Annotated in this window: 18 protein-coding genes; 4 read left to right on the forward strand and 14 right to left on the reverse strand. The window is 49.7% G+C overall.

Annotated elements, in window-relative coordinates:
* Positions 1 to 40: 40 nt before the first annotated feature.
* Positions 41 to 1,306 (forward strand): O-antigen ligase family protein, encoded by a 1,266-nt coding sequence (locus NST83_RS14545; protein ID WP_342414719.1) that lies wholly within the window; start codon positions 41 to 43, stop codon positions 1,304 to 1,306.
* Positions 1,307 to 1,342: 36 nt separating this feature from the next.
* Here NST83_RS14545 and NST83_RS14550 read toward each other — a convergent pair whose 3' ends face one another.
* The 7 genes from NST83_RS14550 to NST83_RS14580 all read right to left on the reverse strand — a co-directional run bounded on the left by NST83_RS14550 (position 1,343) and on the right by NST83_RS14580 (position 6,945).
* A complete protein-coding gene (locus tag NST83_RS14550; protein ID WP_342414720.1) occupies positions 1,343 to 2,167 on the reverse strand; it encodes a purine-nucleoside phosphorylase in 825 nt (274 codons plus the stop codon).
* An 81-nt stretch (positions 2,168 to 2,248) separates the two neighbouring features.
* A complete protein-coding gene (xerD, locus tag NST83_RS14555) occupies positions 2,249 to 3,193 on the reverse strand; it encodes a site-specific tyrosine recombinase XerD (RefSeq protein WP_137063515.1) in 945 nt (314 codons plus the stop codon).
* 67 nt (positions 3,194 to 3,260) lie between these two features.
* Positions 3,261 to 3,503 (reverse strand): YqzK family protein, encoded by a 243-nt coding sequence (locus NST83_RS14560; RefSeq protein WP_137063516.1) that lies wholly within the window; start codon positions 3,501 to 3,503, stop codon positions 3,261 to 3,263.
* A 185-nt stretch (positions 3,504 to 3,688) separates the two neighbouring features.
* A complete protein-coding gene (locus tag NST83_RS14565; protein WP_137063517.1) occupies positions 3,689 to 4,186 on the reverse strand; it encodes a Fur family transcriptional regulator in 498 nt (165 codons plus the stop codon).
* Positions 4,187 to 4,288: 102 nt separating this feature from the next.
* The gene (spoIIM, locus tag NST83_RS14570; RefSeq protein WP_342414721.1) at positions 4,289 to 4,942 is read right to left on the reverse strand and encodes a stage II sporulation protein M; all 654 of its coding nucleotides are present in this window, start codon (positions 4,940 to 4,942) and stop codon (positions 4,289 to 4,291) included.
* Positions 4,943 to 5,131: 189 nt separating this feature from the next.
* Complete coding sequence (locus NST83_RS14575) at positions 5,132 to 6,328, reverse strand: endonuclease Q family protein (protein ID WP_342414722.1); 1,197 nt, start codon at positions 6,326 to 6,328, stop codon at positions 5,132 to 5,134.
* Between the two features lie 5 nt (positions 6,329 to 6,333).
* Positions 6,334 to 6,945 carry an NUDIX hydrolase gene (locus NST83_RS14580; protein WP_342414723.1) on the reverse strand — a complete coding sequence of 204 codons (612 nt, stop codon included), beginning with the start codon at positions 6,943 to 6,945 and terminating at the stop codon, positions 6,334 to 6,336.
* A gap of 121 nt (positions 6,946 to 7,066) precedes the next feature.
* Here NST83_RS14580 and mciZ point away from each other — a divergent pair, with 121 nt between their 5' ends.
* A complete protein-coding gene (gene mciZ / locus NST83_RS14585) occupies positions 7,067 to 7,210 on the forward strand; it encodes a Z-ring formation inhibitor MciZ (RefSeq protein WP_014282169.1) in 144 nt (47 codons plus the stop codon).
* A 57-nt stretch (positions 7,211 to 7,267) separates the two neighbouring features.
* On the opposite strand, the gene NST83_RS14590 is transcribed toward mciZ, so the two are convergent.
* Positions 7,268 to 8,401, reverse strand: a complete 1,134-nt coding sequence (locus NST83_RS14590) for a tripeptidase T (protein ID WP_342414724.1) — start codon at positions 8,399 to 8,401, stop codon at positions 7,268 to 7,270.
* An 85-nt stretch (positions 8,402 to 8,486) separates the two neighbouring features.
* Between NST83_RS14590 and prli42 the strand changes: the two genes are divergently transcribed.
* Positions 8,487 to 8,591: a stressosome-associated protein Prli42 gene (prli42, locus tag NST83_RS14595; RefSeq protein ID WP_137063522.1), complete on the forward strand. Its 105-nt coding sequence runs from the start codon at positions 8,487 to 8,489 to the stop codon at positions 8,589 to 8,591.
* Positions 8,592 to 8,713: 122 nt separating this feature from the next.
* On the opposite strand, the gene lipB is transcribed toward prli42, so the two are convergent.
* From lipB to NST83_RS14625, 6 genes are all read right to left on the reverse strand, one after another.
* A complete protein-coding gene (lipB, locus tag NST83_RS14600; protein ID WP_137063523.1) occupies positions 8,714 to 9,412 on the reverse strand; it encodes a lipoyl(octanoyl) transferase LipB in 699 nt (232 codons plus the stop codon).
* Between the two features lie 45 nt (positions 9,413 to 9,457).
* Positions 9,458 to 10,852, reverse strand: a complete 1,395-nt coding sequence (locus NST83_RS14605) for a dihydrolipoamide acetyltransferase family protein (RefSeq protein WP_137063524.1) — start codon at positions 10,850 to 10,852, stop codon at positions 9,458 to 9,460.
* An 88-nt stretch (positions 10,853 to 10,940) separates the two neighbouring features.
* Positions 10,941 to 11,927 (reverse strand): alpha-ketoacid dehydrogenase subunit beta, encoded by a 987-nt coding sequence (locus NST83_RS14610; RefSeq protein WP_342414725.1) that lies wholly within the window; start codon positions 11,925 to 11,927, stop codon positions 10,941 to 10,943.
* A gap of 2 nt (positions 11,928 to 11,929) precedes the next feature.
* Positions 11,930 to 12,958, reverse strand: a complete 1,029-nt coding sequence (locus NST83_RS14615) for a thiamine pyrophosphate-dependent dehydrogenase E1 component subunit alpha (protein ID WP_137063526.1) — start codon at positions 12,956 to 12,958, stop codon at positions 11,930 to 11,932.
* Between the two features lie 141 nt (positions 12,959 to 13,099).
* Positions 13,100 to 14,521 carry a dihydrolipoyl dehydrogenase gene (lpdA, locus tag NST83_RS14620; RefSeq protein ID WP_342414726.1) on the reverse strand — a complete coding sequence of 474 codons (1,422 nt, stop codon included), beginning with the start codon at positions 14,519 to 14,521 and terminating at the stop codon, positions 13,100 to 13,102.
* A 126-nt stretch (positions 14,522 to 14,647) separates the two neighbouring features.
* Positions 14,648 to 14,860 carry a hypothetical protein gene (locus tag NST83_RS14625; RefSeq protein ID WP_044647639.1) on the reverse strand — a complete coding sequence of 71 codons (213 nt, stop codon included), beginning with the start codon at positions 14,858 to 14,860 and terminating at the stop codon, positions 14,648 to 14,650.
* 231 nt (positions 14,861 to 15,091) lie between these two features.
* Here NST83_RS14625 and NST83_RS14630 point away from each other — a divergent pair, with 231 nt between their 5' ends.
* Positions 15,092 to 15,688, forward strand: coding sequence for a thymidine kinase (locus tag NST83_RS14630; protein WP_283652297.1), 597 nt, complete (start codon positions 15,092 to 15,094; stop codon positions 15,686 to 15,688).
* The last annotated feature ends 47 nt before the right edge of the window (positions 15,689 to 15,735 follow it).

Here is a 15,735-nt window from a genome sequence, read left to right on the forward strand (position 1 = left end):
TGTATAAAATAGATACATATCGTATCTAGGTGGTGGATGTGTGAAGACTGTCCTTACAGTAGTCGGTTTACTTGCTTTTTCGATTCCTTATGCCTGTCAGGGCTTGTCTCCCAGAGTGATCGCAATTTCCCTGCTTATCCTGTTGTTTAGCTATCTGATGCTGTTGCCCTCGCTAAAGCCACTGATCGCAACCTTAGCTGATAATCCGTTGCTGACCTTGCTCATGATGTACATAGCTGCCTCCTGTTTATGGGCTGCACAGGAACAGACCTCATCCATGCTGATGGTGCTTAAATTCGTTGCTTTTTCCACCTTCGGACTTTATCTAGTTACCCATTATACGACGCAAGGCTGCATCCGCCTGTTGGTCATTACGTTAAGTGTTATGAGCATACTCAATTTACTGGCGGTATTGCTCGTTCCCTCCTTTGCCATTCATGGAGGCGTCGAACATACAGGGCTGTGGAAAGGCATTTCCGGTCATAAAAACACACTGGGAACGCTCTCTCTGCTTTGTTTTGTTTCACATGTCATTTATTATTTCAGAGGAACACGAAAAGCTTTGCATGTTGGCTTTGTTTTGCTGAATGCCTTACTGCTCATCAAATGCCAATCCACCACCTCGTTGCTGCTTACTTCTTCCCTGTCCACGTTCATCCTGTTTATATTGCTATTCAAAAGAATCCGAAGCGTTGCCCTGCGTGGTTTCTTCATTAGCAGTTCCTGCCTGCTTGTGCTTTTGGGCCTCGTGCTCGTCTTTAGTTACGGGGATGCGATTGCATCGGAATTCGGCAAAACAACAACCTTAACTGGAAGAACAGAAATCTGGCAGGGGATTGCAGGTGCCATTGGCAGTCACTACTGGTTTGGTTATGGCTATGGTTCCTTCTGGGCAAACCGACCCAGCATCTATGCCAATGGAATCCGATTTGATCTGACAAGCAGCCACAGCGGATTTCGGGATCTGTGGATCGATATCGGCCTCACAGGGCTGTTAGCAACCATTACACTCGTCATAACCACTTTATTTAAATTCAGAATTGGTAAAACCGATATGTATACATGGCTGACAGCAGCTGTCTTTTTCCTATTCATTGTATTGAACAATATTACGGACAGCCGCTTTCTGAATTCTCTAGCCATCTACTGGATCATATTCGTTGTTATTGTGATTAAGGTACAGGAACGGCATAGACTGACAGTAGCAGAAAGGGCGAATACGACAGGCATACAACACGCCCCCATCACATTAGGAAATACCAACCGAACAGCACGCAAAAAAGAACCCCGTTTTCCTACGCCTTAAATGGCGTTTGGAACGGGGTTCTTGGGATGTGACAACCTACATTTGTGGAATAATCGCCAATACGAGATTCAAAAATTTCTCACGTACCTTCTCTGCTGTCTCCATTACTTCATCGTGGGACAGAGGCTGATCCAAAATGCCTGCCGCCATGTTCGTGATACAAGAGAAGCCCAGCACCTCAATGCCTGCATGTCGGGCTACGATTACTTCGGACACCGTGGACATACCCACCGCGTCTGCACCCAGTGTGCGCAGCATAACGATTTCAGCAGGCGTTTCATAGTTTGGACCCAGCAATCCGGCATATACGCCTTCCTGCAAGCTGAAGCCCTGCTGAGTAGCGGTTTGCTTGGCAATCTCGCGCAAACGACGGCTGTATGCCTCCGACATGTCAGGGAAGCGAACGCCCAGAGCAGCATCGTTCGGTCCGATCAGCGGATTTTGTCCGGTCAAATTGAGATGATCCGAGATAACCATCAGATCACCTGCCTCGTAAGACGTATTGACACCGCCTGCCGCATTTGTCACCAGCAGACTTTGAACACCCAATTGCTTCATGACTCGAACCGGGAAAGCTGTAAGCTGCGGGCCATAGCCCTCATACATATGGAAGCGGCCCTTCATCATAACTACAGCGCGACCTTCAATGGTACCTAGCAGCAATTCTCCTTCATGACCTTCTACCGTCGATACGGGGAAATGGGGAATATCCTGATAAGGAATACTAATTCCATCTTGAATCAAATCGGCCAGAATGCCGAGACCCGAGCCTAAAATAAGACCGATTTCCGGACGGATTCCGCTCTTGGCACGGATATAATCTGCTGCTTCCTGAATCGTAGCTTGGTTGGCTGTTGACATCAATATCTCTCCTGACTTGTACAATCGTTAGTTATAGTTGCTGTTGGTTGTTACTATAATGATGATTATGGTAAATCGTCGTCACATGCGATCCTTGCTTTCGCTGGACGGACGATTGCCGCCGTGCGGGTGGTGCTTTTCGTACACTTCCTTCATACTTCGCTTGGCTGTCCGTGCATAAACCTGCGTCGTAGACAGATCGGCATGGCCCAGCATCTCCTGTACGGAGCGCAAATCCGCTCCGCCCTCCAGCATATGTACCGCGAAAGAATGCCGTAGGGTATGCGGTGTAATATCCCCGCTTATGCCTGCTTCCTGACCATACTTCTTGATCATTTTCCAGAAGCCCTGTCTGCTGAGACGCTGGCCAGATACATTGAGGAACAAGGCTTCCTGTTCTGCCTGAGTTTCCTCACCCTGCCCGGATCGCAGCAGCAACCCACGCTGCTCGTCCATGTACGCTTGTGCCCACTGCGCTGCCTCACGGCTGATTGGCACGACACGCTCCTTGCCCGCCTCACCGCCACAGTGAACGAAACGCAGATCGGTGCGTACATCACGCACGTTCAGGGCGATCAGCTCGGATACACGGATGCCTGTCGCATACAGCAGCTCCAGCATCGCCTTGTCCCGTCCCCCTTGCAGGGTGGAAACATTCGGCGCTGCCAGCAGACGCTCTATCTCATCCTGCGTGAGCACCGAAGGCTTTTTTTTGTTGGCCTTCGGCAGCTCCAGCAAGACAGACGGGTCATGACCCGTCATCCCCTCCCGAATGAGGAAATGGAAAAAGGAGCGGATAGAGGCTACGCTGCGCGAAATCGTCGCCGCAGCTCTTCCCTGTTCCTTCAAGCGTCCCAAATACAGCACCAGATGGGAGCGTTGAACATGGTTCGGCAGCTCGATGCCGCAGCTTTCAGCGAACTTGACAAACTGCTGTACGTCCCGATGATACGCTTCCAATGTGCTGGGCGACAATCCCTTTTCCTCTTCCATATATCGAACAAAAGGTTGAATATACATTTTCATGAGTTCCAGAAGTCTCCTTGTCCTGCATACAACGGTTCAGTCGGATCAGTCTCAGCGTCTGCATGGATTATTCACCATACCAGTAAAAGAACCGTAGACGCTCCGACACTGCCGCCTTATGCTCGGGTACGTCGGATAATTCCTGCCCGCCGAATACTTTGACTGCATGTCCTTCCGGGATCCGGTAATGATCCACAGGTGTAATCCAATCCCTGAACATCCCAAGGCTATAGTAGAACATACATGCGAAAGCCCCGAACAGTATGACCAGACGCAACCATTTCAGTCCTCTCCGCAACGATAGTACCATGTGAATCAGCCGCCTTTCTTCTAGATTATAGGCCCTATTAAGGCTCTCTATGGAAGGGTATGACAAGCTGTTCATTTTTATAACTGCTTAATGTCGTATAACAGATCCCGAACCAAAAAAGTCCCCCAACTAAAAAAGCTCCCCCGAACGCGTCTTCGCCGGTGAGAGCTTGGGTTGTCAGCTTATTAATCCTGAGATTTGTTTTTCTTGGTTTTACCCAAAAATTTCTGGGCAGTGGTATCGTTCTTCGCCTTGCAACGATAACAAATACCGTGAAAGTCCAAACGGTGGTCCACTACAGTAAAGTTATATTCCCGTTCCAGACGCTCTTCGAGCGGTCCAAGCCAATCCTCCAATATTTCATCCACACTGCCGCACTGCACACATATCAAATGGTGGTGGTGATGCTTGGTCGTATCGCCGCGTAGGTCATAACGCGCAACACCATCACCAAAATTGATTTTCTCCACGACGTGCAGTTCACTTAGCAGTTCTAGGGTACGGTATACGGTTGCCAGACCAATTTCGGGAGCTTTCTCTTTAACGAGCATAAATACATCTTCCGCACTCAGATGATCATCTTCGTTCTCAAGTAAAACTCTGACGGTGGCTTCCCGCTGAGGCGTTAGTTTGTAGCCCTGGGATTGCAGCTGCTGCTTAATTTTTTCGATCCGTGCTTCCATGTGTCTCCCTCCCCCTACAAAAGCTACTGCCCACTGCACTTTTTTTCACTCCTATTATTATAGGGGGTCTATACAAATAAAGTCAAACATTTTGAAGCGGAGTCAAGGAGACACGGAAGCAGTCAGCATGGGAGTAACCCACTGCATCATAACCGGGGTGATCCAAGTTTCAAAGGACGCGCTTCCAACGAGGAGCAGCATCATTGCAGCGGTCAGCCCTGCGTAGGACAGCAACGGACGCAGCATGCCGTCAGATGGCCGTGTAGCGAGTATTTTAGTTTTGATCATATGAATGGAAAAGGTCATCGCAGCCACACTGCACACGAGCAGTACCGGAATGATGATTAAATTGTGGGGAGCCACGGAAACGAGGGAAAATAACAGCCCCTTCCACGAATATTGTCCTACCATATACCCTACCGAAAAACCGATCAACACACCCTTGAGGAAATTCAGTACGAGAATGCCGGGAAGACCGATAACCGAAAGACCACATACCCAGATTAAACCGACCCATTTTAGATGTAGAGACACATTATCCCAAAAGGTTGAGGTCGCTTGCGAACCAGCAAAGCCCTGCTCATTTTGATTAACTGTCACAAAAAAATCCTTCAGATAACGCGACAAATCCTGAAGCTGCTCCAGCGAGAGCGCGTTCACCATCAGTGCGCCAAAGACGACTCCCACCAGAAACAGCACAGCCAAAAATACATAATACGGCGTCTGGTCCTTTAACGTATGACGAAACCATTGCATCGGCGTCCTGCCCCTTTCAACTGCTTGTTTGTCCAAAAAACAACCGTAATCCGACGGCTGATGGCTAGGGTTCGGGGCAGCTTGCGCTGCAAAAGAAGATTTACGAGCGATGTGCCAAGCCAACGGCATAGATATTTAATGGTTATGAACAAGCAGACCCCGATATGACTTTAATAGGACAAGACTTTACTAGGACTTGGCTATTTTGCCGTAGGTTCCGCCACCACCGGATACGAGGGAAAGTCGTCCTTCCCGGGAAAGGACAATTTGCTCTGCCAACACTTCTCCGACAACCGCCGCCAATTGTTCCTGTGTGACCTCATGTAAAATATTCATTTCTGTTCCGAATGCATTCAACAGATGGTTCAGCTTGGCTTTGCCCAGACCGGGGATAAACTCCAGTGGAATCTGGTAAATGTACGGTGGACGATGTGATGGAATCACGGGTTGCTCACGGTCAGCAATACTCCATATCCGATCCAGCACGCCTCGCACCAGCTTGGTATGGCCACAAGCAAGACAGCGTTCATCCGCCATCTGCTGCTCGTTCATAATCGTACCACAGCTTTGACAGTAGGAACGATGGTACTTGCCCAGCTTCGGATTTAATCCGTAGTTGGCAGACACCCGTCGTCCTTCCCGTCGCTCCAATGCCATTCTGAATTCATCAAAGCTCGGCTTTGCCATGGATAATTTGTTGTATTCCCGCCCAATTTTGCCGAGCGAATGGGCATCCGAATTGGTCAGGAAGCTGAAACGATCCAGCTCCGAGATCAATCCGGCCATAGACGAATCTGCACTTAACCCCAGTTCCACCCCGCTAATGAGCTGCATATCCAGCAGTTCCTCCATACGGGCCGCAGAGCTGCCGTATATGCCCTTATGAGGGGTGAATATATGCGCTGGCACCATTAGGCCTCCACGGCCATAAATTTGCTGCTGCAGCTCGCGTGGCGAAGCATAGATACGCTGCGAGCTGAGATTGACATTTTTCATGTGCCGAGCCATCCATTGCGTAAAATCCTCCATCACCGCCAAATTGGGAAAATAGGCCAGGATGTGCGCCTCGGGACGACCTTCCGCCCGAATCTCCAGCTCCGTTCCCAGCAGCACAACCGTATCCCGGTACGCGATACCACCACCGCTGATTTCCGTCATTTCACCTGTTTGTAAATAAGCGTGGATATCCTCCTGTACGTTCGGCGCGTGGCAGTCAATAATCCCGATCAGTCCGATCCCCTTGCGACCAGATGCTTCCTTGGCAATGTTGGCAAAAGTCAGGTCCCGACTGCCGCTGATTTTGACCGGATCTCCCTTTTCCGTTCTGCCGATATGAATATGGAGATCAGCATAGTAATCTGTAAGTTCCACCGTATTTCCATTCATACCGCTTAGAAGCTCCCTGTGTGTTGGTGAAGCTGCCACGCATAGACGGCCAGAATCGTTTTGGCGTCACTAATCCGACCTTCCCGAATGAGCGACTGTGCTTCCTCCAGCGTCACCTCGAACAACTCCAGAAATTCATCCTCATCCGGTTCCATTTCTCCCAGCTCCAGCTCTTCAGCCACATATAGATGAATGATTTCATCCGCAAATCCGGGGGAAGTATAAAAGGAATGTAGCAACTTCAGCGACTTGGCAGTATAGCCTGTCTCTTCTCTCAGCTCGCGTCCCGCCGCCTCCATTGGATCTTCGCCCTTCTCCAGCTTGCCAGCCGGTATTTCCACCTCACATCGGCCCATCGCCTGTCTGTACTGATCCACGACCAGCATTTTACCCTCATTCAACGCCAGCACGGCCACCGCCCCCGGATGCTTCACGATTTCACGCTTACCCGTGGAGCCGTCGGGAAGCTCTACCGTATCCACCTGCAATGAAATCACTTTTCCTTCAAAAATAGGCTGCGTGGATACCGTTTTTTCCTCCAGCGCAGGATTGGAATACGGCTTGTGAACTGGGTTGCTCACCCGTTTATTCACTGGATCGTTCTTTTGGTTGTTCATCAGCATGTTGCCTCCTTCGTCATCTATCTCTTCATCAGCCATCGCCAGCTTAGTCTAACTTGTCCACTTCGGGCATATGGTGGTATTATAACAAATTTCCCTGTTCAAAGGAGATTCGCCAATGAAAAGCTACCGTACCGAAACCACTCTCCATATTGTCGGCAAAGCCTGGCAGATTCAAGCCCTCCTGCGGCAATGGCAAAAAGAACACGGCTCCGCTGCCACGATCGCCTCGCTCATGGTTCCAAAAAAGGTTCAGGTCTAAAGACAAGGGAACGCTCCCTCTGTCTTTAGCCTGAACCTTATGTGTATCGCGCCAGTCTTACTTCGTCGCCTCTTGGATAAGTGCTACGACCACTTCGGCAACCTTCACCAGATCATCTGCCTTGATTTTTTCCTGTGTTGTATGAATGTTCTGGTAGCCAACAGCCAAATTCACCGTTGGAATTCCCAGTCCATTGAATACATTGGCATCTGAGCCACCACCGGAATGGAAGGTCGGCGTTGCCAGTCCCAGCCCTTGTATAGCACGCTGCGCAACCTGCACAATTTCATCATGCTCTGTGAAGCTAAATGCCGGATAAATGACTTCGCTGCGGAATTCTCCTTGTGCACCAAATTCACGCGCAGTAGTTTCCAGTGCTTCACGCATATGCTGGATTTGATGATTTACCTTCTCCTGCACAATACTGCGTGCCTCTGCCCGGATCAGCACAAAATCGCATACAACATTCGTTGCTCCGCCGCCCTCGAAGCTGCCAATGTTAGCAGTCGTTTCCTTATCAATCCGTCCCAGCTTCATCTTGGAAATGGCCTTGGAGGCTACTTGAATGGCACTGATGCCATCTTCGGGGTTGACACCCGCATGAGCGGACTTTCCTGTAATTTTCATTTCAATACGAGCCTGCGTTGGCGCAGCCACACAAATGGAGCCTACTTCACCATTGGAATCCAATGCATACCCAAAGTCCGCATCCAGCAATTCCGGTTTCATTGCCCGTGCGCCGAACAGACCGGACTCCTCACCTGCCGTAATCACAAACTGAATTTGTCCATGGGGAATTTTCTGCTCACGCACGACACGAATCGCCTCGAACAAAGCGGCAATCCCTGCCTTATCGTCTGCCCCCAAAATGGTTGAACCGTCACTGCGAATCCAGCCATCCTCACCCAGCTGCGGCTTGATGCCTTGGCCTGGGGTAACGGTATCCATGTGGCAGGTAAAAAACAATTTAGGTGCTTGCTCCGCCCCTTCCGCTTTCCAGGTTACGATCAGATTACCCGAACCATGTCCGGTTCTTTCGCGGGAATCATCTTCTGTTACCTCTAGTCCGAGTGCATTGAATTTTTCTTTCAGAACACACGACATTTCCTGCTCGTGCTTGGTTTCGCTATCCACCTGTACGAGTTCCATAAATTCTTGTACGATTCGGTCTTTCACTACTTTTGCTGTCATTGAACTTCCCTCTCTTTCCCGTTTACGCTACAATACGGATAGATAGTCTTATATCTGACTTAAACCTATCCTAAAGGAGTTACACATGCAGAACAAAAAATGGGTTCGTTTTTTCATCTACATCATGCTCGCCGCGATGATTGGCTCTACGCTGTTCATGGTGATTGAGCCATTGATTATGCCACTATAATGGATTGCGCCGCTCAGGATATTCTCCCATCCCAGTGCTCCATGGAGACTGTAGGCGGACAAGCTGTGGCGCAAGAAAACAGGCGGGCTTCCGTGTACATCACAGAATAGCCCGCCTTTGCTTTATTGGAGGGAATGACTTTGCCATTCCGCCGCAAATGAAAATTGCTCCTCAAAGTAAGGTACAATCTCTTTCGCAATCTGCTCTACTGTAAAAGCCTGCTGTGTGCAGTCCTCCAATGAAGTCACTCCGTATTCCTGGATTCCGCATGGAACGATACCCTGAAAGCCCTCATGCTGTATCCCTGATTTGATATTGAAGGCAAAACCATGACTGGTCACAAAGCCCCGACGGTGCTTACATTTGTTGAATTTGACTCCTATGGCCGCGATTTTAAGATTCCCGACCCATACCCCTGTGTATTCAGGCTTGCGACTTCCTTCAATACCATGGGAAGCCAGCAACCGAATGATCACCTCTTCCAGACTCCTGAGGTATCCGTGCAGGTCAAGTGCCTTCTGGTTGCCCAGCATAAGCAGGGGATATCCGACCAGTTGCCCCGGCCCATGATATGTAATGTCTCCCCCACGGTCAATCTGAAAGACGCTGATTCCCTGAGCCTTCAACTGCTCCGACGTGAGAAGCAGATGCTCAGGATGCCGCTGAGAGCCAATCGTGTAGGTCGGCGGGTGCTGGAGAAGCATAAGCGTTTCCCTCGCCTCCCCCGCATCCAGCTTCCCTACAATATCCTTCTGGATATCCCATGCATGGGCGTACTCCATCCTGTTCGTATAGGTTACATCCAGCGGTCGTCTGTTCACGGCCTGTCACTTCCTCTCCGTCCATTTACCCAACTGTTCGGATGATTAGTACAGCTTCGTATCTAAGGTGTAGCCTTCCAGGTTTTCTTTGATCCGTTGCAGGAATCGTCCGCAAATCACACCATCCAAAATCCGATGATCCAGCGACAGACACAGGTTAGCCATTGAGCGAACCGCAATCATATCATCAATCACCACTGGTCTTTTAACGATGGATTCAAAGGTCAGAATCGCAGCCTGCGGATAGTTAATCACCGGATATGACAGTATTGAGCCAAAGGAGCCAGTGTTGTTCACAGTGAACGTCCCGCCCTGCATATCGTCCAGCTTGAGCGTGCCTTCCCGTGTTTTACGTGCCAAATCGTCAATTTCACGCGCCAGTCCGGCAATATTTTTCTGATCCGCTTTTTTAATAACAGGTGTAAGAACTGCGTCCTCTGTACCCACAGCCAGCGAAATGTTGATATCTCTTTTGACGATAATTTTGTCCACAGCCCATACCGAATTCATGATCGGATATTCCTTGATGGCATTCACGACCGCTTTCATGAGGAAAGCCAGGTACGTAATGTTGATACCTTCTTTTTGCTTGAACTCGTTTTTGATCTTGTTGCGGAGCATCACCAGGTTGGTCACATCCACCTCAATCGTCGTCCAGGCATGTGGAATTTCCGAGACACTTTGCCGCATATTGCGGGCAATCGCACTGCGAATTGGTGTAACATCAATAAAATACTCGGATCTGTTGTTGCCACCCTCAACTTCGATCGGAGGAGCTTTCGGAGCTTCCGTCAAATGAATGCCGCTGTTGCGCACCGGAATTGCAGGGTCCATGTTTTGAACCGGTGTACTATTCTGAACAGCAGACTGCTGTCTCCCTGCAAAAGGAGAGCCTTGCCCTTGTGTCGTTGCAGTTGGCTGTTCGGATACCCCTGCCTGAGCGAACCCACCCTGTTGTACATAATTCAGCACATCTTTGCGAGTAATTCGTCCACCCATGCCTGTGCCTGTCACCTGATTCAGGTCTATGCTGTGCTGAGCAGCCAGCGTTTGCACCGCCGGGGAAAACCGTCCCCGCATGGATTGATCGGAGGCAGCACCCTGCTGGGATTGTACTTGTGCTTGTGCGTTGCCTTGAGGTGCTGGCACAATAGGAGTCGCTCCAGTTGATGCAACAGGTGCAGCCGACTTCGTCTGAATACGGCAAATCAATTCTCCAACGGCTACCGTCTGACCTTCCTCAGCTAACAGATCACCCATAATTCCGTCCAATGTCGATGGAATTTCCGCGTTCACTTTATCTGTAATGACCTCGCAAATCGGTTCGAATTGCTCCACCGTTTCGCCAGGTTGTTTCAGCCATTTTGCAATTGTCGCCGATACAAGCGATTCTGCCAATTGGGGCATGGTCACGTCGGTCCATTGTGTTTGGTCTGACATTTTTTCAACTCCTTAACATCATAGGAGGGCGCGTTTTACCGCAACCCACGCTACACTTTTGGAATGCTTTCGTCCAATCCGCTCTATATTAATACATTGCAAGACGGCGCATCGCTTCCTTAACCTTATCCTTGTTCAACATATAAAACTTCTCCATCGGCGGGCTGATCGGCATTGCAGGCACGTCTGGAGCGCACAGGCGCTCAATCGGCGCATCCAGCTCGAACAGACATTCCTCATTAATAATAGCGGATACCTCGGCACCGATGCCGCCCGTTTTGTTGTCTTCATGCACGATGAGTACCTTGCCTGTATGCTTTGCAGCTTCAATAATGGCCTGACGGTCTAAGGGCTGGAGTGTGCGCAAATCCACAACATGTGCGGTAATACCCTCTTCCTTCTCCAACTCCTCAGCAGCCTGCATAACAAAATGTAGCGGCTGGCTGTACCCGATGACCGTAATATCGTCACCTTCACGCAGCAAATTGGCTTTACCAATCGGAACGATGTAATCATCATCAGGTACTTCACCCTTGAGGAGCTTGTAGGATTTTTTGTTTTCAAAAAACAGCACCGGATCAGGGTCACGAATGGCTGCCTTCAGCAATCCTTTGGCGTCATAAGGTGTAAAAGGCGCTACAATTTTCAGACCCGGTGTGCCAAAAAAGATAGATTCCGGACACTGTGAGTGATACAAGCCTCCAAAGATCCCCCCACCGATGGGCGCACGGATTACAATAGGGCAGCTCCAATCGTTGTTAGAGCGATAGCGAATTTTAGCTGCTTCACTAATAATCTGATTGGTTGCCGGAAGCATGAAGTCCGAGTATTGCATTTCGGCAATTGGCTTCATTCCGTACATGGCCGCACCAATCGCAACTCCGGCAATAGCCGACTCTGCCAATGGCGTATCCAAGACACGCTGCTCACCGAATTGATCCATAAGACCCTTGGTGGTCGTAAAGACACCACCCTTAACACCAACATCCTCACCTAACACAAAAACCGTTTCATCCTGCTCCATTTCTTCCTTCATGGCAAGACGAATCGCATCAATATATTCCATAACCGCCATAATTACCGGCCCTCCCCATCGCTGTCAGCATAAACATGCAGTAGCGTATCTTCGGGCTTCGGAAAAGGCGCATTATCCGCATATTCAATCGCTTCCTTGACCTCGAGCAGTAGCTCAGCAGACAAATCCGCGTCCTTGGCCTCATCCCAAATGCCGCATTCCAGCAAATAATTTTTCATACGGGCAACGCCGTCCTTGGCCCAGTTCTCATCCACTTCCTCTTTGGTCCGGTAAGCCAGATCATTATCCGAGGTGGAGTGAGGAGACAGGCGGTACATCATCGCTTCAATAAGCGTTGGCCCCTCGCCACGAATAGCACGTTCACGCGCTTCCTTGACGACTGCATACACTGCCAGCGCATCGTTACCATCGACCCGAACCCCAGGGAATCCGTATCCCAAAGCACGGTCGCTCACCTTGCCTGCCATTTGCTTATGAATCGGAACTGATATCGCATATTGATTGTTTTCACACATAATGATGACTGGCAGCTTCTGTACACCTGCAAAGTTACAGCCTTCGTGAAAATCCCCCTGGTTGCTGGAGCCTTCACCAAATGTAACGAACGATACAAAATCCTTCTTCTGCATCTTGGCAGCCAGCGCTACACCCACTGCGTGTGGAACCTGCGTCGTCACCGGACTGGAGCCTGTCACAATTCGCAGCCGTTTACTGCCGAAATGACCGGGCATCTGTCGGCCACCGCTGTTGGGATCATCCGCCTTGGCAAATTGCGACAGCATCAGTTCGCGTGGCGTCATACCGACCGCAAGTACGAATCCGTAATCCCGATAATAGGGAAGAAAATAGTCCTTCTCCCGGTCCAGTGCAAAAGCCGCACCTACTTGTGCCGCCTCCTGCCCAATGCCGGAAACGTGAAAATTAATTTTCCCTGCCCGTTGCAGGAGCATGTTACGCTCGTCAAACCTTCTTGCGAGCAGCATATATCTGTACATGTCAATAACTTGTCCGTGAGTCAGTCCCAGCTGTTCATGTCTGAAGCCAGCGTCTACAGCGCCTTTTGAACTCATTGAGGCACCTCCTTAAGTGTCAAACATCCTACTACCAGCACATAGTACCATCTTGTCTTAAAACCTGGTACTAAACTCTGGCTAACCCCATTATAATCCTTTTCTCCCCAAAAAGAAAAGCACCGATTTATTAAGATAAAATTATATCCCTATCGCCTGTCCATCAACCGCCAGCATCGCTTCTCCCAAAATCTCCGACAATGTTGGATGCGGATGAGCCAGCTGTCCGACTTCCCATGGCGTAGCATCCAACAGCTGCGCAAGAGCCGCCTCGCTGATGAGATCCGTTACATGTGTACCGATCATATGTACACCGAGAATATCATTCGTCTTCTCGTCGGCAACCACTTTGACAAAGCCATCCCGGCTACCGTACACCAGCGATTTTCCGATAGCTTGAAAAGGGAACTTCCCTGTCTTCACCTGATGTCCACGCTCACGGGCTTCTTGCTCTGTCCAGCCGACACTGGCTGCCTCAGGACGTGTATAAATACAACGCGGAATCAGATGATTCGGTACGCTGTGAACCACTTCGCCGGACAGATGATGGACAGCCAGCAGCCCTTCATGGCTCGCCGCATGCGCCAGTTGTAAGCCTCCGATGCAATCCCCGATCGCATAAATATGCGGCTCATTCGTCTGCAAATGCTCGTTAACCGATATAAAGCCACGCTCTACTCGGATATCCGTATTTTCCAGCCCGATATTTTCCACATTCGCCTGACGCCCCACCGAAATAAGCAGCTTGGAGGCGCTGAGGGTTTCGGTTTCGTCTCCCTTTTGCACGTCAATCTGTACGCCTTCCTCATCCTTACCGTACGTTTCAGCCAGCACTTGCGAGCCCGTCAGAACCTTGACTCCACGCTTGGTTAACAGGCGCTGCATTTCACGCGAAACATCCTCGTCCTCGGTTGGAATAAGCCGATTCGCCGCCTCGACCACCGTAACCTCCACGCCAAAATCATTCAGCATGGAAGCCCATTCCACGCCAATAACGCCACCACCTACGATAATCAGGGAGGCCGGTAATTCTTCCATCGTCAACGCTTCGTCACTACTCAAAATAAATTCGCCATCCGGCTCCAATCCGGGTAGCATACGCGGGCGTGATCCCGTTGCAATAATGAGATGGGTAGGAACAATCGTCTCCATCTCGCCATCTTCCAGCTCCACGGCAACTGCGCCGCTTTTTGGAGAAAAAATCGATGGCCCAATCACACGCCCTTTGCCGCTCAGCACCGTGATTTTATTTTTACGCATCAAAAATTGCACGCCCTGATGTAGCTGCTCTACAACGGCTTCCTTGCGCTCTTGTACCTTGGGAAAAACAAGCTGCGCTCCAGAGGTCTCAATGCCGTATTGCGCACTTTCCTTAATCGTCGCATATACCTCCGCACTACGCAGCAAAGCCTTGCTCGGGATACATCCACGATGCAGACAGGTTCCACCTAGCTTGTCCTTTTCAATAATAACGACTTCCTTGCCGAGCTGGGCTGCACGAATGGCTGCCACATATCCCCCGGTTCCCCCGCCCAAAATTGCAACATCACAATGTATAGTCATACTTCTCCTCCATTAACATTGATTATATATAGCTTATTGTACTCTCTTTATTTCTCTGTACAAAATATAGTGTTTATGCATAGGCTATGGGCCGTCTAGCAACCCGCTCGCGGCATCTGACATATATTATTCATACAAGGCGTCCCGCAACTTGGTAGACATCCTCGGCGTTTGGGCTGATTTGGCCCGTAGTGCTTTGCGAAACGATTCATTTTGCTTGCGCAGAAGATCCAGCTCCGTCTCCAGCTCCGTGATCAACTCCTGAGCCTGTGGGCTTACCAAGCCTTGCTCCAGCAATGCTTCTTTTTTGGCACTATAATCCGTATCTTTTTGGTCCATGCCTGTCCCCTCTTTCCTTTATTCCACTACACTTCACCTTATCATGCTCACGGCAACAGAGCAATGACATCCACCTTTACGTTCAAAGAATAGATCTACAATAACATGTCGAAAAACAATATATTTTCTCTAGTCTGTTTGCTGCACATTATGGTACTCTATAATGGCCTTTTCTTTCGGGAATAATAGACTCACAGCGTTATGCGCATGTTACAGAGAGGGGAATTCGCGTTGCATACAGGACGAATTACGATCATTACAGGCCCCATGTTTAGCGAAAAATCCGGCGAACTGATTCGCCGCTGTCAAAAATTAATTCAATACGGACACCGCAAGGTGGTCGCTTACAAACCGGCTGAAGATAACCGATACGCCAAGGATGAAATTGTAAGCCGCATCGGATATCGGCTGCCCGCCATCTCCATTCCGAAAAAGCTCACAGATGAGCTCGTTCAGCGGATTTTGGAAGAAACGAAGGATGCCGATGTGGTCGCCTTTGACGAAGTACAGTTTTTCAGTCGTCATATCATGACGTTGGTGGAGGAGTTAGCTTACTGTGGCAAGCATGTAATTGCAGATGGACTCAATTTGGACTACCGGGGTAAGGAATTCGGATATGTCGGCGGTTTACTCGCCATGGCAGATGACATCGAAAAGCTAGCTTCCTTTTGTGCCGTATGCGGAAGTTCGGAAGCTGTATATACCCAGCGTATGGTGAACGGAAAGCCTTCCACTGTAGGACCCATTGTAATGATTGGCGACTCTGAGGCGTATGAGCCACGTTGCCGTAATTGCTTTATACCACCCCATAAAGTGAACTGCGATTAGCACGGAGAATTTGCCGTCAAACTGCGATAAAGGCACGACTACTAGCA

It is taken from the genome of Paenibacillus sp. FSL R10-2782 (assembly GCF_038592985.1).
GTDB lineage: Bacteria > Bacillota > Bacilli > Paenibacillales > Paenibacillaceae > Paenibacillus > Paenibacillus terrae_C.